Annotated in this window: 21 protein-coding genes; 8 read left to right on the top strand and 13 right to left on the bottom strand. The window is 42.5% G+C overall.

The window, feature by feature from the left end; genetic code table 11:
• Nucleotides 1-201: 201 nt before the first annotated feature.
• The gene (locus AC1MCB_RS16130; protein ID WP_479965742.1) at nt 202-399 is read left to right on the top strand and encodes a DUF2683 family protein; all 198 of its coding nucleotides are present in this window, start codon (nt 202-204) and stop codon (nt 397-399) included.
• A gap of 264 nt (nt 400-663) precedes the next feature.
• On the opposite strand, the gene AC1MCB_RS16125 is transcribed toward AC1MCB_RS16130, so the two are convergent.
• The 3 genes from AC1MCB_RS16125 to rplS form a co-directional block, all read right to left on the bottom strand.
• The gene (locus AC1MCB_RS16125; RefSeq protein ID WP_479965741.1) at nt 664-1,824 is read right to left on the bottom strand and encodes a mechanosensitive ion channel family protein; all 1,161 of its coding nucleotides are present in this window, start codon (nt 1,822-1,824) and stop codon (nt 664-666) included.
• A 4-nt stretch (nt 1,825-1,828) separates the two neighbouring features.
• Nucleotides 1,829-3,085, bottom strand: coding sequence for a Glu/Leu/Phe/Val dehydrogenase dimerization domain-containing protein (locus AC1MCB_RS16120; RefSeq protein ID WP_479965740.1), 1,257 nt, complete (start codon nt 3,083-3,085; stop codon nt 1,829-1,831).
• Nucleotides 3,086-3,178: 93 nt separating this feature from the next.
• Entirely contained in the window at nt 3,179-3,523 is a 345-nt protein-coding gene (rplS, locus tag AC1MCB_RS16115) for a 50S ribosomal protein L19 (protein WP_479965739.1), read from the bottom strand.
• Between the two features lie 342 nt (nt 3,524-3,865).
• Here rplS and AC1MCB_RS16110 point away from each other — a divergent pair, with 342 nt between their 5' ends.
• Nucleotides 3,866-5,158 carry a sensor histidine kinase gene (locus tag AC1MCB_RS16110; RefSeq protein ID WP_479965738.1) on the top strand — a complete coding sequence of 431 codons (1,293 nt, stop codon included), beginning with the start codon at nt 3,866-3,868 and terminating at the stop codon, nt 5,156-5,158.
• Between the two features lie 12 nt (nt 5,159-5,170).
• On the opposite strand, the gene AC1MCB_RS16105 is transcribed toward AC1MCB_RS16110, so the two are convergent.
• Both AC1MCB_RS16105 and trmD read right to left on the bottom strand, forming a co-directional pair.
• Nucleotides 5,171-7,219, bottom strand: a complete 2,049-nt coding sequence (locus AC1MCB_RS16105; RefSeq protein ID WP_479965737.1) for a cation:proton antiporter domain-containing protein — start codon at nt 7,217-7,219, stop codon at nt 5,171-5,173.
• Between the two features lie 127 nt (nt 7,220-7,346).
• Complete coding sequence (gene trmD / locus AC1MCB_RS16100; protein ID WP_479965736.1) at nt 7,347-8,021, bottom strand: tRNA (guanosine(37)-N1)-methyltransferase TrmD; 675 nt, start codon at nt 8,019-8,021, stop codon at nt 7,347-7,349.
• 165 nt (nt 8,022-8,186) lie between these two features.
• Between trmD and AC1MCB_RS16095 the strand changes: the two genes are divergently transcribed.
• Nucleotides 8,187-8,492 (top strand): DUF3784 domain-containing protein, encoded by a 306-nt coding sequence (locus AC1MCB_RS16095; RefSeq protein WP_479965735.1) that lies wholly within the window; start codon nt 8,187-8,189, stop codon nt 8,490-8,492.
• Between the two features lie 11 nt (nt 8,493-8,503).
• On the opposite strand, the gene rimM is transcribed toward AC1MCB_RS16095, so the two are convergent.
• Entirely contained in the window at nt 8,504-9,031 is a 528-nt protein-coding gene (gene rimM / locus AC1MCB_RS16090; RefSeq protein WP_479965734.1) for a ribosome maturation factor RimM, read from the bottom strand.
• Between the two features lie 88 nt (nt 9,032-9,119).
• A complete protein-coding gene (locus AC1MCB_RS16085; RefSeq protein ID WP_479965733.1) occupies nt 9,120-9,692 on the bottom strand; it encodes a 30S ribosomal protein S16 in 573 nt (190 codons plus the stop codon).
• Between the two features lie 104 nt (nt 9,693-9,796).
• Here AC1MCB_RS16085 and AC1MCB_RS16080 point away from each other — a divergent pair, with 104 nt between their 5' ends.
• From AC1MCB_RS16080 to AC1MCB_RS16070, 3 genes are all read left to right on the top strand, one after another.
• Nucleotides 9,797-10,330: a 5' nucleotidase, NT5C type gene (locus tag AC1MCB_RS16080; RefSeq protein ID WP_479965732.1), complete on the top strand. Its 534-nt coding sequence runs from the start codon at nt 9,797-9,799 to the stop codon at nt 10,328-10,330.
• Between the two features lie 263 nt (nt 10,331-10,593).
• On the top strand, nt 10,594-10,914 hold the full coding sequence (locus tag AC1MCB_RS16075; RefSeq protein WP_479965731.1) for a heavy metal-binding domain-containing protein: 321 nt from the start codon (nt 10,594-10,596) through the stop codon (nt 10,912-10,914).
• A 216-nt stretch (nt 10,915-11,130) separates the two neighbouring features.
• A complete protein-coding gene (locus AC1MCB_RS16070) occupies nt 11,131-11,310 on the top strand; it encodes a GxxExxY protein (protein WP_479965730.1) in 180 nt (59 codons plus the stop codon).
• Nucleotides 11,311-11,406: 96 nt separating this feature from the next.
• Here the strand turns inward: AC1MCB_RS16070 and AC1MCB_RS16065 are convergent, their stop codons facing one another.
• Nucleotides 11,407-11,841 carry a hypothetical protein gene (locus AC1MCB_RS16065; RefSeq protein ID WP_479965729.1) on the bottom strand — a complete coding sequence of 145 codons (435 nt, stop codon included), beginning with the start codon at nt 11,839-11,841 and terminating at the stop codon, nt 11,407-11,409.
• Nucleotides 11,838-12,374 carry a DUF1579 domain-containing protein gene (locus AC1MCB_RS16060; protein ID WP_479965728.1) on the bottom strand — a complete coding sequence of 179 codons (537 nt, stop codon included), beginning with the start codon at nt 12,372-12,374 and terminating at the stop codon, nt 11,838-11,840. Before AC1MCB_RS16060 ends, AC1MCB_RS16065 begins: the two co-directional genes overlap by 4 nt.
• A 513-nt stretch (nt 12,375-12,887) precedes the next feature.
• Here AC1MCB_RS16060 and AC1MCB_RS16055 point away from each other — a divergent pair.
• On the top strand, nt 12,888-13,967 hold the full coding sequence (locus AC1MCB_RS16055; protein ID WP_479965727.1) for an acyltransferase family protein: 1,080 nt from the start codon (nt 12,888-12,890) through the stop codon (nt 13,965-13,967).
• 275 nt (nt 13,968-14,242) lie between these two features.
• Here the strand turns inward: AC1MCB_RS16055 and lpcA are convergent, their stop codons facing one another.
• The 4 genes from lpcA to AC1MCB_RS16035 all read right to left on the bottom strand — a co-directional run bounded on the left by lpcA (nt 14,243) and on the right by AC1MCB_RS16035 (nt 18,881).
• Nucleotides 14,243-14,815: a D-sedoheptulose 7-phosphate isomerase gene (gene lpcA, locus AC1MCB_RS16050; protein WP_479965726.1), complete on the bottom strand. Its 573-nt coding sequence runs from the start codon at nt 14,813-14,815 to the stop codon at nt 14,243-14,245.
• Between the two features lie 18 nt (nt 14,816-14,833).
• Complete coding sequence (pfkA, locus tag AC1MCB_RS16045; protein WP_479965725.1) at nt 14,834-15,811, bottom strand: 6-phosphofructokinase; 978 nt, start codon at nt 15,809-15,811, stop codon at nt 14,834-14,836.
• 1 nt (nt 15,812) lies between these two features.
• Nucleotides 15,813-17,858 (bottom strand): protein-disulfide reductase DsbD family protein, encoded by a 2,046-nt coding sequence (locus AC1MCB_RS16040; protein WP_479965724.1) that lies wholly within the window; start codon nt 17,856-17,858, stop codon nt 15,813-15,815.
• A gap of 246 nt (nt 17,859-18,104) precedes the next feature.
• Nucleotides 18,105-18,881, bottom strand: a complete 777-nt coding sequence (locus tag AC1MCB_RS16035) for a biotin--[acetyl-CoA-carboxylase] ligase (protein ID WP_479965723.1) — start codon at nt 18,879-18,881, stop codon at nt 18,105-18,107.
• A 44-nt stretch (nt 18,882-18,925) separates the two neighbouring features.
• Between AC1MCB_RS16035 and rsfS the strand changes: the two genes are divergently transcribed.
• The gene (gene rsfS, locus AC1MCB_RS16030) at nt 18,926-19,300 is read left to right on the top strand and encodes a ribosome silencing factor (RefSeq protein ID WP_479965722.1); all 375 of its coding nucleotides are present in this window, start codon (nt 18,926-18,928) and stop codon (nt 19,298-19,300) included.
• The last annotated feature ends 23 nt before the right edge of the window (nt 19,301-19,323 follow it).

Raw genomic sequence — 19,323 nt, 5'->3', positions numbered from 1 at the left:
TGCAGGATTAAATGATTTTCAGGATTAAGACTCACAATTGTACATGCTATCGTATTCCCCCCTACCCTTATTCAAACAATTCCTTAACATTATAGCTTAACGCCTGGAACCCTAGTGATAAATCGTTTGAGAAGAAAAGCAACTTGGTGCAATGCATAACTCTCCCGTTGTACAGAGAATTAAAATCAGTAAATTTTGGTTATGGAAACAGTAATCATGCATCCTAAAACCAAAGAACAATTGGCAGCTCTAAAAGCTATTGCCAAGGCTTTGGACACGAAGTTCGAAACGGGTATAAGCTCTTATGACCTCGCGTTTGTTAAAAAGATACTAAAGAGCAGAGAGGACATTAAAATCGGGAAAGGTGTTAAAATACCCATAGAAGATCTGTTGCAGTAATAATATTCTCCGAGTGCTCTGGAAGACCTCAAATACTGGAAAAAGACCGCAAACAAAGCCATCTAAAAAAAGATAGAACGTTAATTATTGCAATTCAGGAAAATTTGTTTGAAGGGTATCGGAAAACCTGAACCACTAAAATAAGAATTATCAGGTTCATGGTTTCGTAGAATTAACAGGAACATTGTCTCATCTACGAGGTCTACGAAGAAAATACTATAATAATATTGGAGATCCAGTCACTGAGAGGACATTACTAACCTCTTACTCCTTACCTTCCGCAAGCTTGCCTCCCTCTGGATAATGATGATAAACCGTTTGTGATGGAAAGGCAAATCCGGCTCCATTACGGGTCACAATTTCCATAATGCCGTAATTAATTTCCTGGCGGATCTTCATGTACTCATTATAGTCAACAATCTGGATAAAATACTGCACCTGCAGGTTCAGGGATGAGTCTCCGAAGGAATCAAAGGTTACCAGGGTATCATTACTGGTGGCCTCATGCTTGTTGACATACTCTTCTATTTCCTTACTTATCTTAAGCATCACCGGAGCAGAAGTACTGTATTCAAGCGCTACATTAAACTTCATGCGCCGTAAGTTCCGCAGACTTAAATTCTCTAAGGGACTGTCGACCATCTTCTTATTCGGGATGATCACCATCGTTTTATCAAGGGTCCGCAGCAAGGTACTTCTAAAACCCACCTTCTCGATTGTTCCTTCGTATTTGTCGATCCTGACAAGATCACCGACTACGAACGGTTTATCCGCAAAAATGGTAAATGAGCCCAGGAGGTTTTGGAGAGTATCTTGAGCAGCAAGCGCCACCGCAATACCACCTATCCCCAGACCGGCAATAATGGTGGCCACATTCAGTTCGAACACCGAACCCATTACAACAAAAATGGCGAAGATAATAGTCAGTATCTTACTAAGTTCCTGTACGAAAGGAACCATTTGGTCGTCAGATTTCGAGTCGGTAAGTGAGGCCCTGTGTAAAAATACATGAGCGATGAAATCAATAATGCGCAGGAAGATCCAGAAAGCGGAGAAAATAAACAGGAATAGAAATAATTTATCAATTACCCGAATTAGTGTCACCTGGTAAAGCGTCTTAACTTTGCCGACAACTTCGTGACGACTGAAAACCACCTCATTTAGCGGGAAACTTAGCTGGTTTATCGCGAGATAAATAACAAAAAACAAGATCATTAATTCTACCGGCCGGATCAGCATGGAGATGAAAACCCGGGGATCAGAATCATCAATCAAACGTCCGAAGATCTTGAACAACAGACGGCTTAATAACCGGGAAAATATCCGTTTGAATAGTAAGCCAAAAATCAATATACCGGCAAAAAGCAGGTAGCTCTTTACCGTGTTTCCTAATATTACCTGTTCAAATACAGAATAATTCATCATCAGTTTAAACGAGTTGCTCTAATGCTATCTCAAACGCAGTTTTAGAAAGTTGAGTGTTGCCAGATGATTTCTGATGAATTTTCTCTATCGCTACCCGGATCACTTCTGATGCATCGCTGAAAATAGCAGCATCGCTCATTTCAATGTTACGTTCCATTAGATAAGCGAATACGCGCGCCATTCCGCAGTTGGATATAAAATCGGGTATTACGGCAATATTCTCGTCGGCGTGCTCCATAATTGGACCGAAGAAGATCTCTTTATCCGCAAAGGGAACATTCGCACCAGCTGCGATTACTTCCAGGCCCGCTTTAATGAGGCTCTTCACCTGCGCTTCTGAAACTAATCGTGAAGCGGCCGCAGGTATAAATATCTCGGCCTCTGTATTCCAGATCTTTTCGTTAATCTCATTGAAAGGAATGAGAGAATCAGCAACAAGGGTATTATTCTGACGCTTCAGGAACAAATCGCGTACCTCCTCAAAAGAGAAGCCTTCAGGTTTTAACAATCCGCCTACCCTGTCAATGATTCCCACAATTTTAACCCCTTGCTGAGCCAGATAAAAGGCCGCAGCTGCCCCAACGTTACCCCAGCCTTGGATGATGGCCCTCTTACCGGAAACATCGCCACCAAAGCTGTTATAATAGTGTCTGATCGATTCTGATACGCCGTAGCCAGTGATCATATCGGCCACTACATATTTTCTTCTGACATCTGGTGAAAAGTTATGATCTTCCAACACTTTTGAAACTCCATAACGCAGTTGTCCAATCTGGTGAATCCGCTCATTCTCGCGAGCGTTGTAATGACCGCTGATCACGCCTTCCTGCGGATGCCACAAACCATACTTTTCTGTCATAGGAATAACTTCGTGAATCTCGTCAACGTTAAGATCACCTCCCGTACCGTAATAATTTTTTAAAAGTGGCATCACCGCCTTAAACCATCGATCTAAAACGCCTTCCTTCCTTGGATCAGAAGGATCAAAATTGATCCCTGATTTTGCGCCCCCAATTGGTGGGCCCGAAACCGTGAATTTAACCTCCATGGTTTTAGCCAGTGACTCAACTTCGCGCTTATCCAGTCCTTTACGCATCCGGGTACCACCACCGGCAGCTCCTCCACGTAAGGAATTAATCACTACCCAGCCCTCCGCCTCCGTCTCAGAATCTTTCCACTCAAATACAATCTCAGGCCTTTTCTCTTCGAAGCGTTTCAGCAATTCTTTCATATTGATATTGAGCAGTTCTGATGTGGGCATAATAAAATCGGATTACAACAAGGTTGGTTTAAGGTTAAAAACAAAAAAACCTCCCCGAAATAATCAGGGAGGCTCAATAAATATGTAATAAAGTTATACTCTTCTGGTTTTGATACGAGCAGCTTTTCCGGTAAGTTCACGTAAGTAGAACAATTTAGCTCTGCGCACTTTTCCGTAACTGTTAATATCTACTTTATCAATGTTTGGAGAATTTACAGGGAAAATACGTTCTACGCCAACACCGTTAGACATTTTACGTACAGTAAAAGTTTCATTCACGCCGGTACTGTTGCGTTGAATAACTACTCCCTGATAAATCTGGATACGCTCTTTATTTCCTTCTCTAATCTTATAGTGAACGCTGACGGTATCTCCGGCTTTGAATGCAAACGTCTTTTTAACTACCGCCTGCTCTTCTACAAATTTTACTAAATCCATGATTTTAAGCTCTTAATGCGATTTTTAGACCCTAAAAATCGGATTGCAATATTAGGTATAATTTTTAATTTAAAAAAGGAAGATTGTTTTTTTTCCACATTTAGATGGAATTCCACAATTTAATGAAATAAAAATGCTCTACGCAGCAATTCATTAATTCCGTACACCAGATTTCTGCATGCAAATAAAGAGTGACTTACAAATGGCAACGGCAATTTTAAAACTGCTAATACAAATATGCGAACCTTTTTGTTTGAAAAATCATTTAGCCATCCTTTTGCCTATCTTTATCCGGGCGGACAGTTCTGATATGTTCATTCGTTTTACTCATCAGGGCTGAATATGAACCAAAACAATCATTCGGATAAGTCGCAGTCTGCAACCGAAGTACTTGACTCTCAACACCCACAACCGGGTCAAAGCACTGCAGAGCTTATCATTGCAAACGAGCAGCTCAATATCAAACTCAATTTCCAAAATCTGGAGAAAGAGAAGCGCGCGGCAGAACTGGTCATTGCTAATATTGAACTTAATTTCCAGGAGTTAGAGCGGGATAAACGTGCCGCAGAATTAATCCTTGCCAATATTGAACTCCAATATCAGGGTGAGGAGAAAGGGAAGCGGGCCGCTGAACTGATTATTGCGAATCAGGAGCTTATCTTTCAGAGCGGCGAAAAAGAAAAACGGGCAGCAGAGCTGATTATCGCCAACCAAGAACTATTCTTCCAAACCGGGGAGAAGAAAAAGAGGGCCGATGAGCTAATTATTGCGAATAAAGAATTGATTGTCCAGAACCGCGAAAAGCAAAAGCGAGCCGCAGAGTTGATTATTGCCAAAAAAGAATTGTTTTTTCAGAGCCGCGAGAAAGAGAAACGAGCTGCCGAGCTGATTCTTGCGAATAAGGAACTAGTTGTCCAAAACAAGGAGCGAGAAAGACGTGCAGAAACTGAAGCCAAGAAAGATGAGTTTTTTAGCATGGTCAGTCATGAACTTAAAACACCGTTAACGAATATTAAGGCCATAAACCAGCTGCTTGAGAAAACAACAAACAAGGCCTCCAGAAATTATCCTTTTATTCTAAAAGCAAACCATAACATCAAACGCCTGGAAAGACTGATCGAAGATTTGCTGGATGTAACTAAAATCAATTCGGGTAAGGTAGACCTTATCATAGCGGAATTTTCTTTCAGCGACATGCTGATGCATAGCATTTCAAGCGTTCAACAGCTATCTGCTCGACACCAGATCATTTTAAAGAACTCAGTTGACATTTTGTATAGAGGCGACCAGTACCGGCTGGAACAAGTAATGGTTAATCTTCTGACCAATGCCATAAAATATTCGCCAAGTGCTGATAAGGTTTTAGTTTCCGCGGAAGCGACCTCAAATCAGCTGGTGATAACTGTTACCGACTTTGGAATAGGAATCGCTCAGGAGGATATAGATCGGCTGTTTGATCGCTTTTACCGGGTGAATGAAATAGCGATGAGTTATGAAGGGATGGGTTTGGGGCTGTATATCGCATCGGAGATTGTAAAAATGCATGGCGGCGATTTTACTATCGAAAGCGAACATGGAAAAGGAAGCACTTTTCGTTTACGTTTACCATTAGCACAACAAGAGCACGGATTGTAAGATAAGCTGTGATTAGTAGACCGCTGTTACGTAAGCAGGATCAACAATCTCCGGTCCGAGTTGTTCCGGATAGATAACTACGAAAGATCTGTCTGAAAAGCTTCTGCCGAGCTGCTTAGGAATCTGGTCGAGGATCGACTTATAGGATACTGAGCCGTTTCGCGCACTGATCACCACTAAAAGATCATCCGCCCGTACGGCTTCAGAAAACCGGATGAAATTATCCCAGTCGTTGAAGATACCATATTCAGCGTCGATCTTCACTTTAGAATCTCCTAATATTTGCTTCAGCTGATTGAGTGTGGACGGGTTACCGTGAAAATAGATCTTAGCGGCGGTCTGGCGGGCCAGCGTCTTCAGTGTGTTTATCCAATGAGTAAAGCCTGTTTCAAACTCGGCGTTTGGAGGTACTACAGCGATAATACGTTCAATACTGTTTAAAGGACCCACCAGGTTGGTAACCAGCACCATCTTCCCCGACCGCTCGAGCAAATTATCCAGTACACTGCCAAAAATCCACTGCTGCGCACTATGGCGTGCATTCCACCCAATAATTACCTGAGTGATCATCAGATCTTTTATTGCCCGGATTATACCGCTGGCAATATTCATATCTACACGGGTGACAGACGAGACAGTACGGTCAGACGCAGCCGCATGTTTAGTGGCTTTTTCAAGCATTTTATTGCTTGAAATCACCTTCTCGTGAGTCTGATGGTCATCTGGAACCACTACCAGAGGATAAATGGGTTCCGAAGATTTAGGATTTTTTAAGAGGATAGAGAAATCAATAAGCTTTTCAATGCTTTCGGGATTTGAGACCGGAACCAGGATCCGCTCGGCTATATCCTGCATCTCCGGCGTAGCTGAGTTTTCGACAATCGCCTGTTCACGACCCGCACGTTCTACTATCAGCGTACTGATCAGGCAGGTCACCAGTATCATGATGATGGTGCCGTTCAGGATGTTTTCGCTCAGCAAGCCTAATTCAAATCCTATGATAACTGAAGCCAGTGCTGCGGCTGCCCTGGCATTTGTTAAGCCAAAGATAATGTTGCGTTCGAGCACTGAAAAACGAAAAATCTTTTGGGTAGCCCAGGCAGCAATCCATTTGCCAGCCGTGGCAGTAATGATCATAATTCCGGCGATTACCAACGCGGTGGTTCCTTTGAATACGATAGAAAGGTTGACTAGCATTCCGACACTTATCAGGAAAAAAGGAATGAAGATAGCGTTACCGACGAATTCAATGCGATTCATCAGCGAGGAGCTATGCGGGATCATTCTGTTTAATGCCAGACCGGCCAGGAAGGCGCCAATTATCGGCTCTATTCCAGCAAGGTGTGATAAGAAACCCGCCAGGAACACCAGGGCAAGAACAAATATGTACTGAGATACGCCCTCACTCTCAAAGTTTTTAAAGAACCAGCGTGATACTTTCGGGTATCCCCAGAAAATAATAAAACAAAAGATGGCCAGTGAAATTACCAGTTGGATGCCAAAAGCATAGTCAAGTTTACCATGAGCATAATTTGCAATGACCGCAAGGATCAATAATGCCGCTGTGTCGGCGATAATAGTTCCTCCCACAGTTGTACTAACAGACCGGCTGTTAACGATGCCAAGCCTGCTTATAATAGGATAGGCGAGCAAAGTATGGGATGACATTACACTGGCAAACAACAAAGAAGATACCCAGTTAAGTTCCAAAAAAGTCAATCCTACCCATGTGGACATGGCTGCCGGAATGATGAAAGTTAAAAAGCCGTGAACTAAAGTGCGGTTTTTGTTGCGGATAAAATCGTTCATATCAATCTCTAATCCGGCAATAAACATGATATACAGCAAACCCACTGTGCCAAATAGAATCATGCTCTGGTCACGCAGCAATATATTGAGGCCATTGGGGCCAAATACAACTCCCGCAACAATCAGCACAATAAGATTTGGAACTTTGTAACGCCTGAATGCAATAGGTGCCAGCAAAATGATAAAGAGTACTACAGAAAAGATCAGTACCGGATCCGTAATCGGGAAATATGAGGATAGGTCTATATTCAAATGATGAAAGTTTTTTTGAAAGATAAAAAATCGATGCTAATTGAATACACCTGCGCAGTATTTATGTTTGTTAGCTTTTTTTTACGTACAAGGTTTCAACCTTATCATAACATTGAGAATAACGTGTTTATTCCAACAAATCTGGCCGCCGTTCTTTTGTTCTGTTGAGTGCTTCGTCATGTCGCCATTCAGCGATCTTCGCCTCATGGCCGCTCAGCAATACATCGGGCACCTTGTGGCCCCTCCAGTCGGCTGGGCGGGTGTAAACAGGCGCGTCAAGCAGTTCTCCCTGAAAGGAATCAGACAAAGCAGAGGTTTCATCATTCAACACTCCCGGTAGCAGCCTGACTACAGCGTCAACTAATACGGCTGCCGGCAATTCACCTCCCGAAAGAACATAATCGCCGATAGAGATCTCCCGGGTGACAAAAAGGTCGCGGATACGCTGATCAATTCCTTTGTAGTGTCCGCAAAGTAAAATGATATTCTTTTTTGACGAAAGCTCGTTGGCAATAGTTTGCTTCAGCGTTTCGCCATCGGGTGTCAGAAAGATCACTTCATCGTAGTCACGTTCTGACTTTAACTTTTCAATGCATGCAGCAAAGGGCTCAATGCTCATCACCATGCCGCTGCCACCGCCATATTGATAATCATCGACACTTTTTTGCTTGTGCGTGCTGTAATCGCGCAGGTTATGAACTACGATCTCCGCCAGACCCTTTTGCTGCGCCCGCTGCAGGATAGAATGTGCAAAAGGACTTTCAAGCAAGCCGGGGAGTACAGTGATTATATCAAAACGCATGTTACAAAGATAGAAGGGAGATGTGAGATATCAGATATGAGATTTGAGAATCGCGATCCTAGCAGTATCTTAAAGTATTGGAGGCAGCCGTCGCGTTCATCGAACGGTATTGCTGATATTTAGATTTCAGTAGCGTTAATTCTCTGATGTCGAAAATTCAAACAAATGATCATCCCTATCATTCGAATAAGTCTGTTATTAATTGCAATTGGATTTGTTGTAACTGAAAAGAACGCCAAACATCTTCTCGCAGGCTATAATAGCATGAGTAAAGAAGATAGAGGTAAGTTTAACCTGAAAACTTATTTAAGCAAATTTAAAAGGTTCCACATCTTCCTTGGTGTTTCCATGCTAACAGTTGGAATCCTCTTATCCTTGTTCATCAGTGAAAATGCAGCTGGAGTATTCCTGGCTGTTTATCCGATGGTAGCTTACCCATATTTTCTCTGGAGAACTTCAAAGGAAACATAAACAAAAAAACACTATTCATTAATATACAAATCAATCAATCCATCCGGCAGATCGACTTTTAAAATGCCTGCCTCCTCATCAATCTCTACAATCAGGTCATCATTCAGCGGAAACATGATCTCGCGAAACTTATAGGGAACTACTGCCACAAACTGTTGGGGATATTCATGAACTTCGATGATCTCGCCCAGTTCACCGAACTTTTCATCGTGAACAATAAAGCCTTTCAGATCAGTGATCAGGAATTCGCTGTCATCACGCTCTGGTTTTTCGGTATTAGGAAGATATAGTTTTTTCCGCACCAGCTTTTCGGCCTTATCGATATGGTCAACGTCGTCAAAATAGAAAAGGCCGGTTTGGTTATTCTGCAGCTTATAGGTGGATACAAAATAAGGAATCAGCTTCCCGTTGATATCGGCGAACACCGTTTTTAGCGTAAGCTCTTCCGGCTCTTCATACTCAAAAAACACCTGAACTTCACCTTTAAGGCCCTTTGTCTTGGTGATATAACCGATATAAAAGCAATCCTCAATTTTCATAATAATGGCTTTAAACAATAATAGCGAAGATCGTCTGCTTTGAGAGATTCTTCGCTATTACAAACCCTTGCGGATTTAAATGATTGTATTATTCTGCTGTTTTTTCTTCTGCGCTTTCTTCAGCAGCAGGAGTTTCCGCAGCAGCTTCTTCTGATGTTTCAGTTTCAGCAGCAACTTCTTCTTCTACAACTTCTTCAACAGGAGGCGTGTTTTTAAGAGCAATAGCAGCTGCTATTTCTTCTTTCTTTTTAGCCTCAGCAGCTAGTGCAGCTTTCTTAACTTCATCTTTAGATTTTGTTAAGCTATCTTTTTTGCCTTCAATCTTACCTTCTTTACCTTGTAACCACTCAGTAAATTTAGCTTCGGCTTGTTCGGCAGTTAATGCGCCTTTCTTAACACCACCTTCTAAGTGCTTTTTGTATAAAATTCCTTTGTAAGAAAGAATAGCACGAACTGTATCTGTTGGCTGTGCGCCTTTGTTAACCCAGTCTAAAGTTTTGTCGAAATCGATTTCGATAGTTGCTGGATTGGTATTCGGGTTGTAAGAACCTAAACGTTCGATGAATTTACCATCTCTTGGTGAGCGGCCATCTGCCACTACTACGTGATAAAAAGGTTTTCCCTTTTTACCGAATCTTTGCAATCTGATTTTGGTTGCCATTTTATAAAGTTTATGTATTCAACATAGTCCCGGAGTCTATTCTGCGGGGCTGCAAAGATATAAATTATTCTTATTTTATTTTAGCTAATGTCCTATTTTTGAGCATGAACCAAAAGAAACTGAAAATAGCTGTTGACATGGACGAAGTGCTGGCCGATCCTTTATCAAAGTTTATTGCCCTTTACAATCGTGATTATGGAGTGCCTCTTGATCTGAAGATCCTCCCCGGAAATGAAATCCATCATCATGTACCGGAACATGCTAACATGAAATGGTTTGACTATATCAACGAGAAGGGCTTTTTTCGCGAGCTGCCCGTTATTCCCGGAGCACAGGAAGTGATGCTGGCTATGCACGAAAAGTATGATGTCTATATCGTCTCAGCAGCCATGGAATTTAGAAATTCCCTCGAAGATAAATTTGACTGGCTTGCCGACCATTTCCCCTTCATCAGCTGGACAAATATTATTTTCTGCGGTGAAAAGATCGTCAATGCAGATATCATGATTGACGATCGTATCCGGAACTTCGTTGATTTCAAAGGCCGCAAACTACTCTTTACTTCTCCGCATAACGAACTGATTACTCAGTATGAACGCGTTAACAATTGGCAGGAAGTTGCGGAAAAGCTGCTGTGAAGGAAGAAGGGGGGTTATAGGGTTATAGGTTTATGAGTTTATGCCGGTAAACCGAAAAAACTGTTTATGGGTTTATCAAAATGGTTTATAGGTTTATGCTTGAGAACAAGGAAAAGTATTCAGTGAAAGTTCGTAATTTATACGCCTGGTTTAAAATAAACCAATAAACCAATAAACCAATAAACCAATAAACCAATAAACCAATAAACCAATAAACCAATAAACCATAAACCAATAAACCAATAAACCATAAACCAATAACCATGATCGTCACAACCACCAACAGCATCGAAGGCAAAAAAGTAACCCGCTATCTCGGCATCGTTTCGGGCGAAGCTATCATCGGGGCGAATATTGTAAAGGATTTCTTTGCCGGCATCCGTGATATCGTCGGAGGACGGTCAGGAGCATACGAAGAAGGCTTACGCGAAGCAAAAGATATTGCCTTACGCGAGATGGAACAGCAAGCCGCTGCCTTAGGGGCTAACGCAATCCTGGCGGTAGACCTTGACTATGAAACTTTAGGGAGTAACAGCAGTATGCTGATGGTGAGTGCGAGTGGTACGGCGGTGGTAGTTGAGTAGGAGATTACAGAAAAGGTCCACCACAGATTGCACAGATTTACACAGATTAGGAATTCCAGATATTTATCGTGAACCTATCAGTAATTTGAAGCCAAAAGGATGGATGTCGCTGAGTCGAATTTAGATGTACTAAATGAAGTAAGTTATAAAATAATTGGTTCGGCCTAAAAGGTTCATCGCGAATTAGGGCCCGGTCTTCTGGAGTCTACTTATGAGGTGTGTTTAGAATATGAGCTTTCTTTGTCCGGCCTTATTACTGAGCGTCAAAAAATCCTTCCTGTAATTTATAGCGGCGTCCCATTAGATGCAGGTTATCGAATTGATATGCTAATCGAAAATCAGATTATCTTAGAAATTAAATCTGTTGAAGAAGTTGCACCAGTACACAAATACTAAATTTCAATGTCGATAATATGAAAACCGGTATAAAAAGAATCGCGATGTAAGTATAATCTGTGAAAATCTGTGTAATCTGTGGTGCAAAAACTTTCTTTACAGCGCTCGTTCAAGCATTCTCTTAGAATTTCCTCCTAATCTCCCTCCCAAATACGCCATCGGCAAATACGCCAGCCCCAAATCCACAACGGTATACCATACCGGCGAAGGAAGCATAAACACGCTGGCAATACCGCCGGCAAAAAAGAAGGCGCCTATACCCAAAGCAAATTTCATCTTATGATTAGCGGCGATTAACGCTGCTACCCATGCACCTGCTAACGTCCCGAGAGCGTGAGCCAGAAAAGGCATAATAAAATGCCTGGGTTCAAATAAATGCATTGCTGCTTTAAGACCTTCCGAGGTAGTCACATCAGCTCCTGCCGGAGGAGGAATAACCGAAGCACTCATCGAAATGATTGCCATATTTACGACACTGCCGGCAATGACTCCCGTAATAATTGCCAGGATATTTCTTAAGACCGGGCTCATATCACGATGGGCTCGATGGTTGCTTCCTGCCCGAGATTCACTCTCTTATATAAAGTTTCTGTTGCTTTAGCCTCTTCTCCCTCTGGGGTTACATTATACGCCGTAATTTTTACTTCATCATCACTGATAATTTCAATTTGCGTACGCCATCCCCAATGCTGCTCCATCTCGGGGGTTACATAGGCGTAGCTGCCCAGCATGTTGAAATCCTGGGATTTTCGCTCGCCTTCAGAGAACATAATGGCAGAACCATTATGAAAACTGTCAATCCAGGCACTCTGAAATCTTTCTAAAGCAAGATGATAGCCATAGAACGCCATCCCGGAAAGGGCTTTACCCTGAAGACTCCCGGTATACTCATGAAGGATAAACCTTCCGTCGAGCACAAGTCTCATACTTCCGGTTATTGGCGACTCATCTGCAAGCTCATCTGGCTCAAACCAGGTTTTGGTAATTCCTGCCCACTCACCAACCAAACGGCTTAACTGGTAATGTGGACCAGTAACCTTAGATTCTTCAAATTTTTCACTCATATTCGAGGTTTAATTAAGCTATAAAGGTTCAGTCAATAATATCGATAAAAAAGAATAAATGGTAAGGAAACTGATCAGCTCATTTAACAAATGTCAACCAGGCTTAATCCAAAGCCTGTACCATATTGTCAACCTGCCGTTCGTCAATAAGCGGTTCGGGAAAGAATGAAACCAATTAAAATTAAGAATACACAAATCCCCAACAAAAGCCACAGCAGCTTCCTGTTCTTTTTGCGCGATAAAAATTCTCCTAACATAATTTACTTACTAATCCCTATAAGTTCGTTAAGTCAGCAACACTTTCTGACATGATTTAACATCGTATACAATATAAGAAAAACAACCCGGAAATCTCTCTCAGATGCGCCGTTACCACTAGTTGCGTACTACTAATGATACTTAGTCACAGCAATAATGTTTCTGATAAACCGGTAATATGTGTAATCTTGCCGCCATCTGCAATCACACACAAATTTCTTTATCCGGGTAGATTGGTAGGATAAATACAATCACATGAATAAATTAAGCCCTGACATTCTAAAAACTAAATCCCATTTCGAAGTCCTCGATGGACTACGCGGAGTAGCCGCAGTAGTAATCGTCATTTTTCATTTTATGGAATGGGCTTACTCAGACTTCAGTAAAAATTTTATAGGCCATGGTTTTTTAGCTGTCGACTTCTTCTTCTGCCTGTCAGGCTTTGTAATTGGATACGCCTATGATGACCGCATGGAGAAAATGGGGGTTGTCGAATTTTTAAAATCAAGGCTGATCAGGCTACACCCGTTGATAATCCTGGGTTCAATATTGGGCCTGGCCACATTTCTCTTCGATCCGTTTGGAGGTCCAGCGGAAACCTATAGTGCAGGCAGAATATTTCTAATATTTCTTTCCTCCATTTTTCTGATTCCTTTTCCAGCGATGGAAGAACGTGCTTTTAATCTGTTCAGTTTCAATGCCCCTGCCTGGTCACTATTTTGGGAATACGCAGCCAACCTTGTGTATGCAGTTGTTCTTTACAGAATTGCTCGTCGCTATTTGATTCCCCTAGCAGTCTTGGCAGCTGCAGCAATTTGTTTTGTGAGCTATGATGCAGGAAATCTGCTGGGCGGATGGAATGGCGAAACTTTTTGGCATGGCGCCGCGCGAATTTCCTATTCTTTTTTAGCAGGGCTATTGATCTATAGGTATAACTGGATCATAAAAAACCGGATTGGTTTTATTGGTCTGTCAATGCTGTTGTGCTTAGCGTTCATTATGCCCTGGTCTGCCTGGAACTGGCTAACCGAGCCCCTGGTCGTCTTGCTCTTTTTCCCCCTGATGGTTTCATTGGGAGCCGGAACTGTACTCGCACAGGGCTTAAAAAAGCTGTGTGTGTTTTCAGGAAACATTTCCTACCCACTTTACATGACTCATTATGCAGCGATATGGATCTTTGGAGCGTATTATACCGCCAACAAGCCGGGAACTTCGGAATTGACACTAATCATAATCATCGGTACGCTTCTATTGATCGGATTTGCCTGGCTGGTCATGGTCTTATATGATATGCCTGTGCGGCGGTACTTAACCAGTCTGCGTAAAAGAGGGTAATGAAATAAATAGCCAATGAAGAAAGGGGTGTTAATTCCCGTGACTTTGGTTTACTCTGGTTCGTAACTGGTTCGTAGCAGGCCGTTAATTTGACGGCCTGATACGAACAAAGCTAAAACGAATGCAAAACCAGATCGGCTTAGCAGACCTAAAATGGATATACTAAATCTCTGGAAGCGATATTTTTTGTACCTAAGAGCCATTCGAAAATTTCAGCTATTGACTCTGGGTTAAAATTCGGGATAAGCAGCTCCCGTGTAATCAAACATCCTTTATTATAATACCAGGCTTCGTTCAATATAATCAATCAGCGAATGGATCACTTTGATATGGACCTCCTGCGCGCGGTCGGCGTACTCAGAATGGGGTGCCCTGATCTCCACATCACATAAAGAAGCCATTTGCCCGCCGTCTTTGCCGGTCAAGCCGATCACTTTCATTCCTTGTTTTTTAGCCGATTCAATAGCGCGTAAGACGTTGCCGGAATTTCCGCTGGTGCTGATGGCGAATAACACATCGCCTTTGCGACCGATAGCTTCAACCATACGCGAAAAGACAAATTCATAACCGTAGTCATTACCAACACAGCTTAAATGGCTTGGGTCTGATATAGATATGGCTGGCAGTGCTTTACGGTCATTTCGGTATCGGCCAGAAAGTTCCTCGGCAAAATGCATGGCATCGCACATAGAGCCTCCATTGCCGCAGGAGATAATTTTGCGATCTTTTTCGATCGCTTCTACCAACAGACTCCCTGCCCGCTCAATGGCTTCAAAATTTCGGATATCAGACAGAAAGGTCTTCAGAACCGATTCAGCCTCTTCGAAATGCGCTTTTATTTTTTCCATGCAGGAAGGTGGTGGTATTTATCGTGATAAAATCTCCATTATTTTTACCAATTCGGGACTGGCTTCCGAAATATGCTTAATGGCATTTTTGAAAGGGGTGTAATGGATCTTCCCATTCACCAGACCTATCATTTCACCTTTTCTGCCCTCGCGAAGGGATTCAACTGCAGCCACGCCAAGCCTGCTGGCTAACACCCGGTCCATGCATGATGGCGGACCACCACGCTGAATATGCCCGAGAATGGATACCCTGGTATCAATACTCGGGAACTTATCTTTAACGGCAGCAGCAATCTCGAAAGCGCCACCCGCGTCATCGCCTTCAGCGACAATAATTATTTTTGATGCTTTTTCACGACGACTCTCGCCGAGCTTGCATAACAAAGCATTCACGTCGGTCTTTGTTTCAGGGATTAATATTGATTCAGCTCCGGCTCCGATACCGCTTCTTAAGGCTATTAATCCGGAGTCGCGACCCATTACCTCTACAATGAATAATCGGTCATGCGATTCGGCGGTATCGCGAATTTTATCAACCGCTTCAACAACCGTGTTTATGGCAGTGTCATATCCAATGGTGAAGTCTGTACCTCTCAGATCATTATCGATGGTGCCGGGCAAACCCATAACCGGGATATTGAATTCTTTAATAAAGATATTGGCGCCGGTAAAGGTACCGTCGCCACCAATGGCCACCAAGGCGTCAATACCGTGTTTTTGCAACTGTGCATACGCTTTCTTGCGACCTTCTTTGGTTTTAAACTCTTCGCTGCGGGCAGTTTTTAGGACCGTACCGCCACGTTGAATTATGTTAGCCACAGATTTGGCATCCATAGGGATTATCTCACCCCCGATCATCCCATCGTAACCGCGGATAATTCCGCTTACTTGTAGATTGTAATATAATGCCGTGCGCACTACAGCCCGGATTCCTGCATTCATTCCTGGCGAATCGCCTCCGGAAGTAAACACGCCAATTTTTTTTATTTCACTCATATTATTTACGGCTAAAAGCTTGCTTGCCGCTATTTAAAAATTCAATGTAATTATTAATATCGAGGTTAAACGCCTGCGGCGCGACCAATGTTGTTCCGTTGTGATCAACTACTACGTAATATGGCTGCGAATTGGTTCCAAATTTCGAAGCTTGAAAGTCACTCCACTTATTACCAACGGTTTTAATCTTCTTGTTACTGAAGGCCGAAGTGTACTTTTCAGCCTCCGATAGTTCCGTTTTATCATCAACGTATAAGGAGATCAATACATAATCTTCTTTTAGCAGACCTAGCACTTCTTTATCTGACCATACGCTGGCTTCCATCTTCCGGCAGTTCGTACAGCTCCAGCCGGTAAAATCAATTAAAACCGGCTTATTTACTTGTTTGGCGTAAGCCAGGCCTTCTTCGTAGTCGTAAAAGGCATCCAGATTATGAGGTGCATGAAAGAGATTAGCATACTTTTTTGCGGTTGTCTTAGCCGGTGCCCCGTTGGAGGTTTGATTGGTGTACAAATCAAAATCCTGGGTGGGTTGCGGTGGCAGCCAGGCACTGATGGCTTTTAAAGGAGCTCCCCAAAGCCCGGGAACCATATACAATGTAAACCCTAGTACCAGCATGGCGAAAAATAACCGCGGTAATGACACGAACCCAAATTCAGAATCGTGTGAAAGCCGGATCTTACCAAGCAGGTAGAACCCCCAAATTGCAAAAATGATGATCCAGATCACCAGGAAAACATCCCTGTCGAAAATTCCCCAATGATAGGCGAGGTCAACGTTTGATAAAAACTTAAACGCAAGCGCAAGTTCCAGAAATCCTAAAGAAACCTTCACCGTGTTTAACCAACCTCCCGATTTAGGCATCTCCTTTAACCAGGATGGGAAAATGGCGAATAAAGTAAAAGGAATTGCCAAAGCCGCTGAGAAGCCGAGCATGCCCGTTGCAGGGCCCAGGTATGAACCTTTAGACACCGCATCCACAAGCAGGGTACCTATAATGGGGCCTGTACATGAAAACGATACCAACGCAAGTGTAAAGGCCATAAAAAACAAGCCAACAAAGCCGGTACGGTTTGACTTTTCATCCATCTTATTGACCAGCGACGAGGGAAGCGTTATTTCGAAAGCTCCCAAAAAGGAAACGGCAAACACGATCAGCATTACAAAAAACAGCAGGTTAAAAGTGGCACTGCTTGCAGCCTCATTTAATGCAGAAGCACCAAATATTAACGTGATGATGAGCCCCAGGGCTACATATATGAAGATTATGGAAAGCCCGTAGATGATGGCGCTTTGGATACCTTTAGCTCTGGAACCTGCTTTCTTGGTGAAGTAAGAAACCGTTAAAGGAATCATCGGATAGATGCAGGGCATAAAGAACGCCGCAAGGCCACCGATGAAACCGGCAATAAATATTCCCCATAACGAGCTCCCGTCAGCGGTAGAAGTCATCTTTGCACTAATCTTTGCCGTATCAACTTGTGACACTGAACTATTCTGACCGGAAGGAATAACGGGGGCGGGTAGCGCAGCGGCGGTGTCAGCTGGTTCTTCAGATGAAGTCACACCCGGACTAGAAGTGGAGGCTGCTGAGACTCCCATATCAACCGGGATTTTGAATTCTACTTCAGCGGGGGGAAGACACTTTTCGTCATTGCAAACCATAAACTCCAGTACTCCTGAAACGGTGGTTCTCGGAGTATTAACCTTTATGCGCTGTTTAAAAACTACCTGTGTTTCGTGCCAGGCAATTTGCATATCAAAGTTTTTGTCAAAGGCTGAAACGGCTTTGGGCGTTTCAGTGACTTTACCCGAGAGACTGTAGGCAGGAGACGGTGAGAACTTGAAGGAAGTGGGAATAGGGCCCCCTTCTTCTATAAATTGTGAGTAGACATGCCATCCGGGTTCTATTTTAGCGGTGATCAGGAGGTCGGTCTCTTTATCATTTACTTTTTTAGATGAAAAACTCCATTTAACAGGATCGAGAATCTGAGCTTGGGAAGAATATACAATGAATATAAAAAGGAGACTTAGAATTTTTTTCATCTGAAAATATTGGTTTTAAGTCGCGATGAAGCGTTTATCTGCTTTAAAGCCATGTTCATTTTAATTTTGGTCACACCTTAAATGCAGGTATTCTTATAACTAAGTGCTGTTTATTTAACTTTAACGTTTATAGATTTCGGTCCAGACTTCCGCGCCTTATTCGTTTATAGTTGAACGATGTAAAAAGTAGGCTTACTTTACGCTATACTACTTCTACAACCATAGGTTGTCAACTCTTAATATCTTTTACCAGACCTCTTTTACAAACTCAATCTCCTTCAATCCAAACCGTTTTAGTCCGGTCTCCGTTTCAACCATTAGAAAACCCTCGGCGCTAACTCCGACTATTCTCCCGGATACAATTTCTCCATTAATCTTATACGGTGCCCAAACATCAACCTTATACAACTTGTTTAAGTAAGCAGTATGAAGGCTGGCGTATTTGCCCGCCTTCAGCTGAAGATACCTTGCTTCAAGAGACCTGCAAATCTCGTTCATTATCGTTTGCAAATCATAATCAGTATGTAAGATTTTTTTAAAAGAAGTAACATTATGCAAGTAGGGAGGGAATTCCGCCTGGTTTACATTAAGCCCTATACCAATAATGGCATGTTTGATCTGGCTACCCTGAATAATATTTTCAATCAGTATTCCGCCGATCTTATTGTCACCGATATAGCAGTCGTTAGGCCATTTGATTGTAGCGGAAGTTCCCAGGTAAGAAGCTAAAACATCGTTTATCGCAAGGCTAACGGCTATATTCAGATCAAATTGGCGTGGGATAGCAAGGAAGCGGGGATTCAGCAAAATACTGAAAGTCAAGTTTTTTCCAGGCTCGCTGTGCCACACGTTTTGGCTTTGCCCACGACCTGCTAACTGGGCTTCTGCCATTATAACAGTGCCTTCGGCTAATGGCGCAGAATTTGACAAAGCTTGCTTTAACCAGGAGTTGGTAGAATCTACTTGTTTTAATGTGACAGTATTATGGCCAACGAATAATCCTAAAAAAATGTTATTTTGCACAGTTGTGACGCACTAAATTAATCGATCAAAACTAAAATTTTTTAATGGTAAAAAACAAAATTGCTTTGGAGTCCACCTCCATTTCGGAGATTGCCATTCATGGTATCCAGGAAAAAAAGGGAAATGATATAGTACGGTTAGATCTTAGAAATATACATAGTTCGGTAGCTGATTATTTTATTGTATGCCATGCCGATTCAACTACTCAGGTGAAAGCCATATGCAATAGTGTAGAAGAAGAAATTTTCAAAGCGCTAAAAATAGAGCCTCGTCGAAAAGAAGGATTGCAATATGGTGAGTGGATCCTGTTGGACTACATAGATGTTATAGTCCATATCTTTAAAACTGATAAACGTGAATTTTATGGGATTGAAGAGTTGTGGGGTGACGCAGAAATGCAGACTTATAAAAGCGCATAAAGCTAGTTATGTGTGCGTTATTA

The sequence above is a fragment of the Daejeonella sp. AP26 genome, from assembly GCF_056680515.1.
Note: the sequence above shows the minus strand (reverse complement) of the source record. Positions and strands in the feature narration are given on the sequence as shown.

Bases quoted from the DNA above. Each gene is read 5' to 3' on its own strand.
- AC1MCB_RS16120 (WP_479965740.1), bottom strand. From the start codon at position 3,085: ATGCCCACATCAGAACTGCTCAATATCAATATGAAAGAATTGCTGAAA.
- rsfS (WP_479965722.1), top strand. From the start codon at position 18,926: ATGGTAAAAAACAAAATTGCTTTGGAGTCCACCTCCATTTCGGAGATT.
- AC1MCB_RS16075 (WP_479965731.1), top strand. From the start codon at position 10,594: ATGATCGTCACAACCACCAACAGCATCGAAGGCAAAAAAGTAACCCGC.
- lpcA (WP_479965726.1), bottom strand. From the start codon at position 14,815: ATGGAAAAAATAAAAGCGCATTTCGAAGAGGCTGAATCGGTTCTGAAG.
- AC1MCB_RS16055 (WP_479965727.1), top strand. From the start codon at position 12,888: ATGAATAAATTAAGCCCTGACATTCTAAAAACTAAATCCCATTTCGAA.
- pfkA (WP_479965725.1), bottom strand. From the start codon at position 15,811: ATGAGTGAAATAAAAAAAATTGGCGTGTTTACTTCCGGAGGCGATTCG.
- AC1MCB_RS16060 (WP_479965728.1), bottom strand. From the start codon at position 12,374: ATGAGTGAAAAATTTGAAGAATCTAAGGTTACTGGTCCACATTACCAG.
- trmD (WP_479965736.1), bottom strand. From the start codon at position 8,021: ATGCGTTTTGATATAATCACTGTACTCCCCGGCTTGCTTGAAAGTCCT.
- AC1MCB_RS16095 (WP_479965735.1), top strand. From the start codon at position 8,187: ATGATCATCCCTATCATTCGAATAAGTCTGTTATTAATTGCAATTGGA.
- AC1MCB_RS16125 (WP_479965741.1), bottom strand. From the start codon at position 1,824: ATGATGAATTATTCTGTATTTGAACAGGTAATATTAGGAAACACGGTA.
- AC1MCB_RS16110 (WP_479965738.1), top strand. From the start codon at position 3,866: ATGAACCAAAACAATCATTCGGATAAGTCGCAGTCTGCAACCGAAGTA.
- rplS (WP_479965739.1), bottom strand. From the start codon at position 3,523: ATGGATTTAGTAAAATTTGTAGAAGAGCAGGCGGTAGTTAAAAAGACG.
- AC1MCB_RS16085 (WP_479965733.1), bottom strand. From the start codon at position 9,692: ATGGCAACCAAAATCAGATTGCAAAGATTCGGTAAAAAGGGAAAACCT.
- rimM (WP_479965734.1), bottom strand. From the start codon at position 9,031: ATGAAAATTGAGGATTGCTTTTATATCGGTTATATCACCAAGACAAAG.
- AC1MCB_RS16040 (WP_479965724.1), bottom strand. From the start codon at position 17,858: ATGAAAAAAATTCTAAGTCTCCTTTTTATATTCATTGTATATTCTTCC.
- AC1MCB_RS16065 (WP_479965729.1), bottom strand. From the start codon at position 11,841: ATGAGCCCGGTCTTAAGAAATATCCTGGCAATTATTACGGGAGTCATT.
- AC1MCB_RS16130 (WP_479965742.1), top strand. From the start codon at position 202: ATGGAAACAGTAATCATGCATCCTAAAACCAAAGAACAATTGGCAGCT.
- AC1MCB_RS16080 (WP_479965732.1), top strand. From the start codon at position 9,797: ATGAACCAAAAGAAACTGAAAATAGCTGTTGACATGGACGAAGTGCTG.